The organism is Actinobacillus porcinus (genome assembly GCF_901764995.1).
Classification (GTDB): Bacteria; Pseudomonadota; Gammaproteobacteria; order Enterobacterales; family Pasteurellaceae; genus Exercitatus; species Exercitatus porcinus.
Genome location: NZ_CABFKI010000012.1, coordinates 34,903 through 48,699, shown reverse-complemented (window position 1 = coordinate 48,699; position 13,797 = coordinate 34,903). Strand labels below are relative to the sequence as shown.

The following is a 13,797-nucleotide window of genomic DNA, read 5'->3' as shown; positions in this document are numbered from 1 at the left end:
TCAATTACCCCTTAAAGTGAACGGTTAACAGCTCAATAACTTGTTCCATTTTTTGGCTACGAGAACCTTTTGCCAACAAAACAACAGACTGATTTTCTTTTAATTTTTCTTCAATAAGTGCGGTTAAAAATGCCGCCATTTTTTCTTTATCGGTAAAGTGATTGCCCTTGCTGATCACTTCGGAAAACTGACCAAAACTCGCAATGTAATCCAAATTCGCTGCATGGGCATAATCCGCCACCTGTTGATGACAGGATACGGTATCTACCCCTAATTCAGCCATATCACCAACCGCTAAAATTCGGAACGCATCATAGTTTTTCAACACATTAATGGCTGATTTCAGGGAATCTACATTGGCATTGTAAGTATCGTCTAACAACAATAACTTTTCATTCACTTGAATCGGGAATAAACGCCCTTTTACCTGAGCGCGTTTTTCCAAGCCCGCTTTGACTTGTTCAAGAGTCGCGCCGACATTCATTGCCAACGCCGTTGCCGCTAGGGCATTGCTCACATTATGCGCACCAAGATAAGGCAAATGGATTTCAATGTCGCCGGCAGGACTATGCAACAAAAACGTTGCACCCTTCTCAGATAAACGCACATTCTCCGCCCAATAATCCGCCGGTTGCGTACTTGAAAAGGTTTGAACGTTTCGTTCATCGATTTCCGCCGCCCAAAATTCAGGGTAACAACAATCTAAATTAAGAATTGCCACACCATCTTTCGTTAAGCCACGATAAATCTCACCTTTCGCTTGTGCTACGCCTTCAACAGAACCAAATCCTTCTAAGTGAGCAGGTGCTACGTTGTTCACCAATGCCACATTCGGGCGCACTAAATGGGTGGTATACGCAATTTCATTTTGATGATTAGCGCCGAGTTCAATGACGGCAAATTGATGCGTTGGTTCAAGACGTAATAAAGTCAACGGCACACCAATATCATTATTAAAATTCCCTTGGGTAAATAACACGCTTTCAGGATTTTTTGCGGTTTGTTGCAAAATGGAAGCCGTCATTTCTTTCACGGTAGTTTTACCGGAAGATCCTGTCATCGCAACGGTTAAGGGATTAATTTCCGCTTTCACCCAAGCACCAAGTTGCCCCAAAGCAATACGCGTATCCGCCACCACAATTTGCGGCACAGGAATATCACAAGGGTGATCCACGACTAGCGCGATACAACCTTGTTCTACCGCTGCATTTAAATAATGATGGGCGTCAAATTTCTCGCCCTTCAAGGCAAAAAATAATCCATTTTGCGTTTGCCGGCGTGTATCGGTACTTACGTTCTCTACGGTGATATTTTCATCACCCAATAATTGCCCATCTAAGATTTCGGCAAGTTTTTTTGTTGTTATTGTTATCATGACAAATATTTCTTCGCTGTTTCTTGATCAGAAAAATGGTGCTTTTCTGTGCCAATAATTTGATAATCTTCGTGCCCTTTGCCCGCCACTAAAATTACGTCATTTTTATCCGCACTTTGAATGGCAGTTTTAATCGCGTCTTCACGGTTGTGAATAAATTGTACATGTTCAGGATGAGCAAAACCGGCTTTGATGTCCGCCATAATTTGAGCGGGATCTTCCGTGCGTGGATTATCATCGGTGGCAATCACTTTGTCGGCGATTTTCTCCGCTATTTCTGCCATAAGCGGACGCTTACCACGATCGCGATCGCCCCCACAACCAAACAAACACCAAAGTTTGCCATGGCAATGAATACGCGCGGCATTTAAGGCTTTTTCCAAGGCGTCCGGGGTGTGTGCATAATCCACAATCACGGTGGGTTGATTTTCTGCCGTCATCATTTCCATTCGACCGCAAACCCCTGTGAGCTGTGAAACCGTGGAAGTGAGTTGCTCAAGCGAATAACCTAAGGCTAACAATGTGGCAGTAACCGCCAATAAATTACTCACATTAAAGGCGCCGATTAAGCGGCTTTCCAACTGCCCATTCCCCCAACTTGAAGCGAACGCAATATTCGTCCCTTTGTTGGTAAAGGAAAGTGCGGTTAATTTTAACCAAGTTTTATGAGTCGGCTGATAATTTGGCTGACAACTCACCGCAATCGCATTAGGTAACTCGCTCAACCATTGCGCCCCGATTTCGTCATCGGCATTCAAAATTTGATATTGGCCGGATAATTCGGTAAATAACCGTTTCTTCGCTTTGGCGTATTCTTCCATGGTGCCGTGATAATCAAGATGATCACGACTTAAGTTAGTGAATACTGTCGCAGCAAAATGTAAGGCTTCAACACGTTTTTGCACCAAACCATGAGAAGACACTTCAATTGCTGCAAAATCCGCGCCTTGCTCCACAAAATCAGCTAATGACGCCTGTATTTCAATGGCAGAACCTGTGGTATTTGCCGCAGGTTTTACTTGCCCAAACAAACCATTACCGATGGTTCCCATCACTGCCGGCGTTTTACCTAAAATCTGCGTCCATTGCGCTAAAAGCTGGGCAATGGTGGTTTTGCCATTGGTACCTGTCACGCCCACTAAGGTTAAGCGCTGAGAAGGATTATCATAAAAACGACCTGCAATGTCAGACAAATGTGCAGACAAAGCAAAGTAGGAAATCACCGGGATATTTTGCTGAAATTCAATCTGTAAATGTTGCGCGGGTTCATCACATTCCGCCAATACCGCTACCGCACCTTGTGCAATGGCATTTGAAATAAATTTTCGACCATCTACTGAATGGCCTTTGACCGCAACGAAAAGACAGCCAGGCGTGATTTCGCGGCTGTCTAAACTCATTTTGCTCAACTCAATTTGCTCAAGTTGGGGCTGAGCAAGCCCCAAAAGTGCGGTTAGTTTTTTCATTGTTTTTCCTATATTCTATTTTACCGCATTAGTTCAGTTGATTCGGGTTAGGCTGTTCATTGCGCCGAACAATACGCTTCGTGGTTTTCGTATTCTCCACCGGCACACCATCCGGCGTGATATTATAAGCACGCAATGCCGCGCCCATAATGGCAGAAAACACCGGTGCAGAAACCGCACCACCATAATATTGACCCGCTTTAGGTTCATCGATCAAAATCACCAACGCAAAGCGCGGATCCGTCACCGGCGCAATACCGGCGGTATAGGCCATATATTTATCTACATAACGACCTTTTTCGATTTTTTTCGCGGTACCCGTTTTAATCGCAACACGATAACCTTCAACCAACGCACGTTTATTCTTAATCGCGACTTTTTCCATGATATTCACCACATCTCGGGTGATTTTCTCGGAAAATACACGATTACCGATTACAGGCGGATCCACTTTGGTAATAGAAAGTGGGCGGTAAATCCCAAAGCTGCCTAAGGTCAAATAAGCACGTGCAATTTGAACCGGGGTCGCATTGATCCCATAACCATAAGAAACGTTCGCACGCTCAATATCAGACCAACGTTTACGGTTCGCGTTTAAATAACCAATTTGTTCACCGCCTAACCCTAAATCCGTTGGTTTACCTAAACCTGCCGCTTGATAGGTATCCATTAACGCGGAAGGCGGCATACGCAAGGCTAAACGGCTCATCCCACGGTTTGAGGAATTAATTAAAATCTCATCTAAGGTTTGACGATCGCGAGGTGCCACGTCTCTAATTTCCTTGCCGGTTAGAACAAGGGGGCCTGTATTAATCACTTCATCACGGCGCACCACTTTATTTTGAAGTGCGGTCAAAACCACAAAAGGTTTTACCGTTGAACCCGGTTCAAAAGTATCGGTTACGGCTTTATTCCGCATTAAATCTTCAGAAACCCCAGTGCGCTTATTCGGGTTATAAGAAGGCGCATTCACCATAGCTAAAATCTCACCCGTACGCACATCCACTAACACCGCCGTCCCCGAGCTGGCATTATTTTCTGCTACCGCTTTTTTAATTTCGAGATAAACCATCGCTTGCAAATCTTTATCAATACTCAGGGTCACATTGTGTGCATCGTATTTCTTAATATTCGCAATATCTTCCACAATGTTGCCATATTTATCTTTACGATAAGTACGAGAACCTGATTTACCTACAAGCAACGAGTTAAAACTTTTTTCAATGCCCTCAATTCCATTGTTATCCACATCCGTAAACCCGAGCAAATGTGCAGTTTCTTCAGCACGCGGATAAAAACGGCGATAATCGCTCGAAATGATCATGGTTGGCAATTTTAAATCTTGGGCATAATTTTTAATTTGCTCTGAAATTTGACGCGCCAAGACAATTTCGCGTAATTTAGGCTTGCTTTCGATTTTAGAGACTAAATCTTTATAAGACATGCCCAAAACTTCAGCTAAGGCTTTCCATTTTTCTTTATTTTTAGCAATGCCGTCATTTTCCAAAATCACTTTAGGATCGACTTTCAACTGGAACATCGGCACGCTAATCGAAAGCATTTGACCGTTGCGATCCAAAATAGAACCACGCGCGGATTTAATTTCTTGCACGCGCAATGAGCGCTTATCCGCTTCATTGGTCAGTTCTTCTACATTCACAATTTGCACATAAGCCGCACGCGCAATTAAAGCAAATAAGCTCAGAAAAACAAAACCTAATGCCCAACGATAGCGTCCCTTTAAAAAGCTCGTTTCAAAGGTGATTTTAGGCTTATTCAGTTTCACCCCGCTATTTGGCGCAGAAGTCATTGGCTTACGGGGTTTCTTAGGCGCCGGATTGCGCTCGGAATTTAATTTCACCATAATCCCTTACTCCACAATCACCACTTCTTGTTCAGGTGTCACTGACACCATACCCAAGTTAACTCTGGCAATACCTTCAATCCGTGTATTATCACTTAATGTGGTTTCTTCTAATTTTAAATTCACGTATTCATTTTCCAGAGCTTGTTTTTCAAACACCAATTCGCCTTTTTCCGCCACCAGCATACGTGTTTGGTAGGTCACCCAAACGGTACTTACTGCCGTTACCGCAATAAGAAAAATTAAAACCGCTACCGTTTTATTCATTTCAAATAAGTCTTGAATAACCACATATTGCAGCGGATAACGTTCACTATTTGATAAAGATTCAGCCATTATAATTTCTCCGCAATTCGTAATACCGCACTACGTGAACGTGGATTTGCCGCCACTTCTTCATCACTCGCCTGAATGGCTTTGCCAATGGTTTTTAAGGTGCAATGACGTTTAATTTGATCTTCACGCAATGGCAATCCTTTTGGCACATCTTCCCCTTTACTTTGCTTGCGCATAAAATGTTTGACCATACGATCTTCAAGAGAATGGAAGCTGATAATAGACAAGCGTCCTTGTGGTGCCAAAACAGAAATGGCGGAATTTAAAATACTTTCCAGCTCATCCAATTCAGCGTTAATAAAAATACGGATCGCTTGGAATGAACGGGTTGCCGGATGCTTATGCTTATCTTTAAACGGCACTGCATTTGCAATGATTTCAGCTAGTTGTAAAGTGCGGTTAATCGGTTCTTCGTTTTTTTCCACCGCACTTTTGTTGTAATTCACAATCGCAGTAGCAATGCGTTTTGCAAAACGTTCTTCCCCAAAGGTTTTCAATACCCAAGCTAAATCATCAATAGAAACCTGCGCCAGCCATTCCGCAGCGGATTGCCCTTTGGTCGTATCCATGCGCATATCCAACGGGCCGTCTTTCATAAAACTAAAACCACGTTCTGCATCATCCAATTGCGGTGATGAAACACCCAGATCAAGTAAAATACCATCCACTTTGCCAATCAAACCTAATTTTTCACAAATTTCAGGAAGACGAGAAAAGCTGTTATGTTCAATATGAAAACGCGGATCTTGAATAGTTTGTGCTTCAGCAATAGCTCTTGGATCACGATCAATGGCAATTAAACGACCGTTTTCGCTGAGTTTAGAAAGGATTAAACGAGAATGCCCACCACGGCCAAAGGTACCATCAATATAAATACCATTTTCACGACCCTCAACCAAAGCTAACCCTTCAACAGTTTCGTGTAATAAAACCGTAATATGCTCAGGATGTGAAAATGTATTTTGGGCGTTCATATTAATAAACCGAAATAGACAAAATAAAATGTTAAAAGAAATAAGATAATTTTAAGATAAGGCGGTGAACTTCACCGCTTATCATTTTTATAATCTAGCGTTATGCTAGTTTTGCTAGTGCCGCTGTTCTTATAATAGCTATAATGACAGCGTTTTTAATGCTTCAGATAAGGCAAATTCACCATTTACACCGCGGGCAATATCTTGCTCAATTTGTGTATTCCACTGTGCTTCAGACCAAATCTCAAACTTATTGAGTTGCCCCACCAACATAATAGATTTTTCTAATTTTGCGTGTTGGCGTAATGGCTGACTTAACAGAATACGACCGGCGTTATCTAATTCGCATTCTGTCGCAAATCCCATCATCACGCGTTTTAAGGCATTTTGAACAGGATCTAAACTTGAAAGTCCCAATAATTTTTGTTCAATTTCTTCCCATTCTTTTAAGGGATAAAGCAATAAACAAGGCTGGCGCGCATCGACCGTGCAAATCATCATCCCTTGATTTTGTTCTAGAATTTCAGGGCGATAACGCGTTGGGATCGCAAGACGACCTTTCGCATCTAAATTTACCGCTGAAGCCCCTCGAAACATGCCACTCTTCCAAAATGAGAATTGAACCCTGAAAAGTGCGGTCAATATGATAAGAATTTCTAAAATTTCCCACAATTTACCACTTTTCACCACTTGGATGAGAATTTTATAGCCTGAACGCTTAATATGCAAGCAGATTAAACGTTTGCTTACAAATCTTTACATTTCTCATGCGAAAGGTAACTCACCCTACTTCAATTACCCCCAAATAAAAACGCACCTTGAATACTCAAAGTGCGTTTACACGGAGAAAAATCCCGCTTAGTCTTTTGCTTGTTCTTCCGGTGTTAATGGTTTTAAGAACACAAAGAATGCAATCACCGCAACCACAGTTGTCACCACACCGGCCCAAAGGGAAGCATCATAAGATAGATTAAAACCGATTGGTGCATTAGCGATATAGCTTGTACAAACCATTGTCATAAAGATCGCCGGGATAGTCGTAATCCAATGGAATTTTTGATGACGGAATAAGTAAGCTGAGGCTGTCCATAACATCACCATAGCCGTGGTTTGGTTTGCCCAACCGAAGTAACGCCATAAAACTTGGAAGTCAACGGTTGAAACCCAGTAACCAATTGCAAATAATGGGATAGCAATACTTAAACGTTTGGCAATATTGCGTTGGTCGATTTTTAAGTAATCGGCAATTAACAAACGTGCTGCACGGAATGCCGTATCGCCTGAAGTAATAGGCAATACCACCACACCTAATACGGCTAAGATACCACCAAATAAACCAAGCATCCCGATAGCAGAGTCATAAACGACTTTAGATGGCGTACCTTCCAAGGCTTCCATAAATGAGGCTTGATCATCGTAGAAACTTAACCCCACCATACACCAAATTAAGGCAATCACCCCTTCGCCAATCATCGCACCGTAGAAAATAAAACGGCCTTCTTTTTCATTTTCCGTGCAACGTGCCATTAATGGTGATTGTGTTGCATGGAAGCCGGAAATTGCACCACAAGCAATTGTCACGAATAAGAGTGGCCAAATTGGCGTCCCTTCTTTTGGATGTAAGTTGGCGAAGAAATCCGCTAATTCCACTTCATGGCCTAATTTAGCCGTTACGGTTTGGAATAATGGAATCCCTTCAAAGAATAAACCAAATAACATGCCTAATGTCATAAACATTAACAATGCACCAAACAATGGATAGATTCGACCGATAATTTTATCTACCGGCACTAAGGTTGCGATAATGTAGTAAACAAAAATAACCGCGGTCCAAATAGCTAAAATGGTTCCTTTGGCTGCACCCGCTTCATCATTCACCGCTGCCGCACCAACAGAGCCTGAATTCATTAAATCGCTAGTAATATTAGTCAATAATGATGCCGGACTTGCCACAAACACCACACCAACTAACAATAGCAATAAAATAGCGAAGATATTCATCACATGTTTTGCAGGACGACCTAAGTATTTACCCGACATATAAGGAATACTCGCCCCACCGTTACGAATACTCAACATACCGCTGAAATAATCATGCACGGCACCTGCAAATACGCAACCGAACACAATCCAAAGCATGGCCACCGGCCCATATAACGCCCCTAAGATCGGACCGAAAATCGGACCTGTACCGGCGATATTTAAAAGTTGGATTAACCAAATTTTCTTCTTCGACATGGGCACATAATCCACGCCATCATTTAAGGCATAAGCCGGCGTTTCACGTTTTGGATTGATAACAAAGATTTTTTCCACAACTTTACTATACAAAAAGTAACCAAGCAGTAAAATTGCGACACAAATTAAAAACCACAACATGGGATTTTCCTTGATTAATGTTAATAAAATAAAACCGCGGATATTTTAAAGAGCTGTTAATAAGTTGTAAATCCCCAGTGTCCTAGTTTCTCTTCAAAAATGTGACGAAGATCACATTACTTTTTTTCTTTCGGAACGTCCTTAATTAAGTTGCCGTCTTCATCTGCTTTCACAATAGGTGTACAGCTACGGCAAGCACCATTATCCACGCCCAAATCCTTACAAAATTCACTGTATTTATTGAGTAGTTTTTTGAAAAATCCCTCTGATTTTTTTGTTTCCGTCATTTTCCATCACTCCCTATCTTCTAACAAAGTTTTAACTTCTTGGCGACAATGTGCTAACCATTCTTTCTTACCGCCAATTTCCGATTTATCCACCTGCGCATTGGCACAATAGGCCGCCAAAGTCGGACAATCAGCTTGGTTAGATTGTGCCACTAATCGCCGAATCGGTGCAAGAGTAGAAAATAAAGTGCGGTGAAAATGCGCAAAGTTTTGCAACAAACGACTGTCTTGCGCATTTAAGTCCCAATCAATTTGCTCATGATCGAATTTTAATGCCAACGGATGTCTTGTTAAGGCAAAATCCCGCTCAAAATATGCTCGAACTTGCTGAACAAAATGCTGCCCTGCCGCTGAAATGCCACGCACAGCAATGGCGGAATAACAACCGCTACTGGCTTCTTGGCGTTCACTGGTTTGCACCAAAACAAAACCGCACTTTTGCCAAAATTGCATTAATTCATCCGTATAACCAAAGCTCACCGAAAGAAAATCTACGCCCGAATGATGCGCAATTTGCGCCATCAATGCCTGCCCCACTCCGTGATGTTGCCACTTCGGTTGTACCGCAATGCGCGAAATGCGTAAAGACGTCAATTCACAGGCTAAGGGAAAATGGTAATAAAACGCTAAAGATTGCGCCACCAAATTGCCTTTCGGACGGCGTTGCCCACGGCAAATTTGTTCAATTAACGCGTTATCCTGCATTCCCCCTTCTTCCATTAACCATACGCCACCGATTAAATGCGACTCACTTTCCGCTACATAAAATTGCTGTTTTGGCGCATCAAATAAACGGCGCAAGTCCAGCGGTGAAGTACGATAGTGGGCAAGGGTTAACAAGCCATAAAAATCCTGAATGCGTAACACAATATCTGATTGTGAAACCTGACGAAAACTCACCGCACTTCGCGGATCAAATTCAGGTTGAACCAGACGCTCTTCCGCTTCTAACAGCAATAATTCATCGATAAATGCTTCTAATTTATCGTTCTCTGCCCAACGTAATGGCTGGCTCAGTTCAAAATGCTGAAAAGTGCGGTGAAGATTGGCTAAGAATTTCAACAAAAAGCCACGCCCGGTACCTTCGTAGCTGTGGATCGTGGTGGTGAGAACAATATGTTTAAAGGTAGAAATCAGCTGAAACAAGACAGGCAAGGGCAACATAGCGGCTTCATCAATAAACAGCCAATCTTCGGCGAATTGATCGGCATTTTGCCGGATTTTAGCAACCAGTTCATCAGGCGCAATAAAATCCGGCTCCCTTTGTGCAAAAAACTGTAAGGTTTTAACCGCACTTTTATTAGGAGCCGTCACATAGCAACGCGATGTTAACCGTTTGATCAGCATACCCGCTAACGCGGATTTTCCACGTCCGCGTTTGGCGGTAATAATATAAAGATCCGATTGTTGTTTTAGGATTTCAGTGATGATTTGTGATTGTTCTGTTGTCGCCTGTAGGAACACAGTGCCTATGTCCGTTGATGTATTTGCCACAAATTTATCGGACACACGCAGTGTGTCCCTACAATATTTTTCAATCAAATTCTCGAAATACGCGTTAAAATTCGGGGTTTCAATTCCTTGCTCAACGCCTGACCAACGCAAGCTATCCAAATCCCTTTGCTGATTTTCATCTAACCACAACACCAATTCACCGCCGGCGCGTAGCGTACCGACGGCAATCGCCAAGGCATCCAAATTCAATGTACTTCGACCATCATACAAAATCCAATCGAATTCCTGCCCAAGCAGATTTTTGGATTTGCTAAAATTTTCAGGCGATAAAATCACCGCACTTTCCTTTAAATGTGTGGGAAAGTGCGGTGAATTTTGGTCATATTTTAGGGTTAAACGGCGTTCAGCTAACATTAGGGTCTGTTTATCTTTCAATAAAAGGCTGCGGCGGAGCTTATTTTTTGCCCAATCAAGGCAAAAAAACTGCCGTTTAGTCATTCTAAACAAAGTTTTTTTAACACAGAGTGGGCAAAAAAGAAGCCCGCCCCTGCGGGTTGTGCCTAAAAAAGCCATCGTCGTTGTTGTAAAACTTGTAAATAGTCCTGCTATTAACTGCGTTTTACGCCTAGCCGATGGCTTTTTTAGGCGACAACGCAGCTTTTTATTGAAAGATAAACAGACCCTATTCTTCATCGTAGGAATAAGGATCTTCAAAGCCCAACCCCGTCATAATTTCCGTTTCAAGGCTTTCCATTTCTTCCGCTTCATCATCTTCAATATGATCATAACCTAACAAATGCAAACTGCCGTGCACCACCATATGCGCCCAATGTGCTAACAAGGGTTTGCCTTGCTCTTCCGCTTCACGCTCCACCACTTGACGGCAAATAATCAAATCCCCTAACAAAGGCAAATCCACTTCTTCCGGACATTCAAAAGGAAAAGATAACACATTCGTTGGGCGAGCTTTGCCACGATAAGTTAAATTCAATTCGTGGCTTTCCGCTTCATCTACAATACGAATGGTGATCTCAGGTTCGATACTCTCCGCGCGTACTGCTTGTGTTGCCCAATGGGTAAATTGTTCAAGTGTTGGCAAATGCGTTTGATCTTCGCTCGCAATTTGTAAATCAATAATGACGTTTTGCATTTATTATTCTCTATCTCGACTTTGAATAATCACAACATAGCCCGAATTCAGGCTAACTTCAATGGGTTTTCCAATAAATTCATTGCTCGAATAAATTTTCTTACTAAAAAAATTCTGTGCATTTAATTCATATTTTGCCCCAGTAATCGTCAATTTGTCATCAGACATAAAAGAGACATAGTTCATTCCCTGAACAGGAAAAATTTGGTGCTTACCTACTGGCGCATAGCTAATATGATTTTGTGTATTAACAAGGGAAATTTGCTGCATAAATGGCGCCAAGGCAGGTTCAGAAGGTAAGAAAACATTGGAAAATAAATGATCTAACCGTCCGCCAAATGCACCATAAACCGTGACCAATGCTCTAGGAAATCGTGCAAACACGACTTTCAACGCCAATTCAGTATCTGTATCATTTTTCACGGTTGGCGCACTCACTATTTCTTTCGCATTTGCTCGGATTTTCATCAATTCACTTTCTGTCACGCTGTCAAAATCACCCACAGCAAAATCCAGTGGCAAACCATTATCTAACAGCGCCAAACAACCGCGATCAATCCCAACATAATAATCGTAACCCTGCTCAATCGGCGAGAAATCCCCACCTGCAACTAACGCAATGTTCATGTTACTCACTCTTTTCTATCTCAAGTGCGGTTGATATTACCACAGTTTTTCACTCTGACTAGTTTTTCTGAAGTTCCTTTAAAAATGCTACAAAATGGCTTTTCTGCGATGGGGTTAAACTTGCCCAAACTTGATCAACTTCATCACCATTCCATTCAAAGTCATCCATACAATCCGCAAAAAAATAACTAATCGGCGTTTTCAGAAAAGTGGCAATCGCCACTAAATGTGCCACATTGATTTTGTTTGTACCGCGTTCGTAGCGGGATAATTGAGGTTGAGTTAAATTCACATATTCTGATAGCCTTTCTGCAGTAAAACCTAATTCTCTGCGTCTCTTTTGAATTCGCTGTCCTACAAGACGATCAATTTCACTTGCCAATGGTTGCGCCATATTTTGCCTTTAAATTACTTATCATTAAAGGCATATTCTTTTTGATCTTATGCGTTGACTGAATAACTTACTAGGCATATAATTTAAATTACATTACTTTAGTCGCATATTTTAACCATTACATCTAAGGAATACTTTATGAAAAAAATGCTTTCTTTATTTGTTATAAGCTTATTTTTGACAGCTTGCTCAAATCAACCACATTGGCAACCCATTTATGATAAATATCGTCAAGCTCTAGAAGAACAAGACCGAATGTATGATGGGAAGATAAGTGAAACACTATTAAAAGCAAGCGAAGAACTATATACAACTAACACTTATGCTACTGCAGAAGAGAAAAAATTAATTAATCTTGGTCAGTTATTGATGCGAGATGCCATCATTGAAGCTAAACAAGATATTAGAAATTATCCTTTTGAAAATAGTTTTATGAAGGCTTACAAACGTTTTGAATTAGTTAAACGAGGAAATATTACCTTCGCCCAAGCCGTACAACTTGCTAAACGTGATGAAATGGAAACTCGCCAAGCACAGGAAGCAGCCGCTCGACAACAAGCAGCGTTTGAACAGGCACGTTGGAATACAATGACAAGACATATCGGACAAGGATTAGGTAAAACACCAGCTCAAATTCAGATGCAACAGCAAGGACCGATATTCAGACAAACAAACTGCAATCCTAATTACAGCGGTGGTTTCAGTTGTACTTCTTATTAAATATGTAAATTAAGAAAAATAAACAAGTAAATCTTAGGAGAAAATCAAATGCCTAAAAAATTATTAACGTCATGGTCTCCGATTATTCGTTGGTTACTGCTTCCTATTGCCTGTATTCTATGCCCATTGCTCTCATTTATCTTATCAATAATATACCAACAATATTTTACGATGTCTGCGGATCGATTTGGTTATGAAGCAACCAGTTTTAGTGACTATTTGTTTAACTGTATACAGGCTTTTATCTTTGGTGCAAGTTTTGTACTTCCAATTATTTACTTAGCTCCAAGTCATACAAAAATAGTACTTAATATTGCAAAAACTATCTTGTTGTTTCTTTTGAGTGGTTTATTAATCTGGATTTTCAATCAAGATATAAGTTTTGGTTTTTGGGATATACTAAAATTTATAGGGATATATATATGCATTTGTGCGGGGCTTTTTATCGATAAATTCGAGAATATCGAAGACTAGAATTTCAAACTATGCTGGTGGTTAGTTGTACTACATATTAGATAACTAGGAGAACATTATGTGTAAATTAGGAAAATTAATATTCCTAGCGGTTGGATTGGGAACGTCTGGTCTAGTTTCGGCTGATTGGGAATATGCTTCCAATACAGGACAATCAGAAACTGGAGATTTCCGCTATACACGTTGCTACTATAAAACTATGATGGGATTTGAGTTTGCTATTGTAATACAAGGATTTTGTCCAATATCAATTGAATTTGATCCCGAAACCCAACAATGGAGACAAAACTAAAAAG

General features: G+C 41.2%; 15 protein-coding genes. 3 read left to right on the top strand and 12 right to left on the bottom strand.

Going from position 1 to position 13,797, the window contains the following annotated elements:
- Positions 1–4: 4 nt before the first annotated feature.
- The 12 genes from murF to E7T07_RS08910 form a co-directional block, all read right to left on the bottom strand.
- A complete protein-coding gene (gene murF / locus E7T07_RS08960; RefSeq protein ID WP_135710811.1) occupies positions 5–1,375 on the bottom strand; it encodes a UDP-N-acetylmuramoyl-tripeptide--D-alanyl-D-alanine ligase in 1,371 nt (456 codons plus the stop codon).
- Positions 1,372–2,841 carry a UDP-N-acetylmuramoyl-L-alanyl-D-glutamate--2,6-diaminopimelate ligase gene (gene murE / locus E7T07_RS08955; protein ID WP_135710810.1) on the bottom strand — a complete coding sequence of 490 codons (1,470 nt, stop codon included), beginning with the start codon at positions 2,839–2,841 and terminating at the stop codon, positions 1,372–1,374. The genes murF and murE overlap by 4 nt, the downstream gene beginning before the upstream one ends.
- A 28-nt stretch (positions 2,842–2,869) precedes the next feature.
- Positions 2,870–4,705 (bottom strand): penicillin-binding transpeptidase domain-containing protein, encoded by a 1,836-nt coding sequence (locus tag E7T07_RS08950; RefSeq protein WP_135710809.1) that lies wholly within the window; start codon positions 4,703–4,705, stop codon positions 2,870–2,872.
- A gap of 6 nt (positions 4,706–4,711) precedes the next feature.
- Positions 4,712–5,041, bottom strand: coding sequence for a cell division protein FtsL (ftsL, locus tag E7T07_RS08945; RefSeq protein ID WP_135710808.1), 330 nt, complete (start codon positions 5,039–5,041; stop codon positions 4,712–4,714).
- Positions 5,041–6,015: a 16S rRNA (cytosine(1402)-N(4))-methyltransferase RsmH gene (gene rsmH / locus E7T07_RS08940; protein WP_135710807.1), complete on the bottom strand. Its 975-nt coding sequence runs from the start codon at positions 6,013–6,015 to the stop codon at positions 5,041–5,043. The genes ftsL and rsmH overlap by 1 nt, the downstream gene beginning before the upstream one ends.
- 138 nt (positions 6,016–6,153) lie before the next feature.
- Entirely contained in the window at positions 6,154–6,612 is a 459-nt protein-coding gene (gene mraZ, locus E7T07_RS08935; RefSeq protein ID WP_135710806.1) for a division/cell wall cluster transcriptional repressor MraZ, read from the bottom strand.
- A gap of 261 nt (positions 6,613–6,873) precedes the next feature.
- A complete protein-coding gene (locus E7T07_RS08930; protein ID WP_135710805.1) occupies positions 6,874–8,394 on the bottom strand; it encodes a carbon starvation CstA family protein in 1,521 nt (506 codons plus the stop codon).
- A gap of 116 nt (positions 8,395–8,510) precedes the next feature.
- Positions 8,511–8,681, bottom strand: a complete 171-nt coding sequence (locus E7T07_RS10990; protein ID WP_167874951.1) for a DUF5363 domain-containing protein — start codon at positions 8,679–8,681, stop codon at positions 8,511–8,513.
- Between the two features lie 6 nt (positions 8,682–8,687).
- Positions 8,688–10,634, bottom strand: coding sequence for a tRNA(Met) cytidine acetyltransferase TmcA (locus E7T07_RS08925; protein ID WP_512698609.1), 1,947 nt, complete (start codon positions 10,632–10,634; stop codon positions 8,688–8,690).
- A gap of 184 nt (positions 10,635–10,818) precedes the next feature.
- Entirely contained in the window at positions 10,819–11,286 is a 468-nt protein-coding gene (gene ybeY, locus E7T07_RS08920) for an rRNA maturation RNase YbeY (RefSeq protein WP_135710804.1), read from the bottom strand.
- Between the two features lie 3 nt (positions 11,287–11,289).
- Positions 11,290–11,913 (bottom strand): thiamine diphosphokinase, encoded by a 624-nt coding sequence (locus E7T07_RS08915; RefSeq protein WP_135710803.1) that lies wholly within the window; start codon positions 11,911–11,913, stop codon positions 11,290–11,292.
- 58 nt (positions 11,914–11,971) lie between these two features.
- On the bottom strand, positions 11,972–12,307 hold the full coding sequence (locus E7T07_RS08910; RefSeq protein WP_135710802.1) for a helix-turn-helix domain-containing protein: 336 nt from the start codon (positions 12,305–12,307) through the stop codon (positions 11,972–11,974).
- Between the two features lie 138 nt (positions 12,308–12,445).
- Here E7T07_RS08910 and E7T07_RS08905 point away from each other — a divergent pair, with 138 nt between their 5' ends.
- From E7T07_RS08905 to E7T07_RS08895, 3 genes are read left to right on the top strand one after another with little or no spacing between them, the layout of a single operon-like run.
- On the top strand, positions 12,446–13,027 hold the full coding sequence (locus tag E7T07_RS08905) for a hypothetical protein (RefSeq protein ID WP_135710801.1): 582 nt from the start codon (positions 12,446–12,448) through the stop codon (positions 13,025–13,027).
- A 48-nt stretch (positions 13,028–13,075) separates the two neighbouring features.
- On the top strand, positions 13,076–13,501 hold the full coding sequence (locus tag E7T07_RS08900) for a hypothetical protein (RefSeq protein WP_135710800.1): 426 nt from the start codon (positions 13,076–13,078) through the stop codon (positions 13,499–13,501).
- Positions 13,502–13,559: 58 nt separating this feature from the next.
- A complete protein-coding gene (locus E7T07_RS08895; protein ID WP_135710799.1) occupies positions 13,560–13,793 on the top strand; it encodes a hypothetical protein in 234 nt (77 codons plus the stop codon).
- Positions 13,794–13,797: the final 4 nt, after the last annotated feature.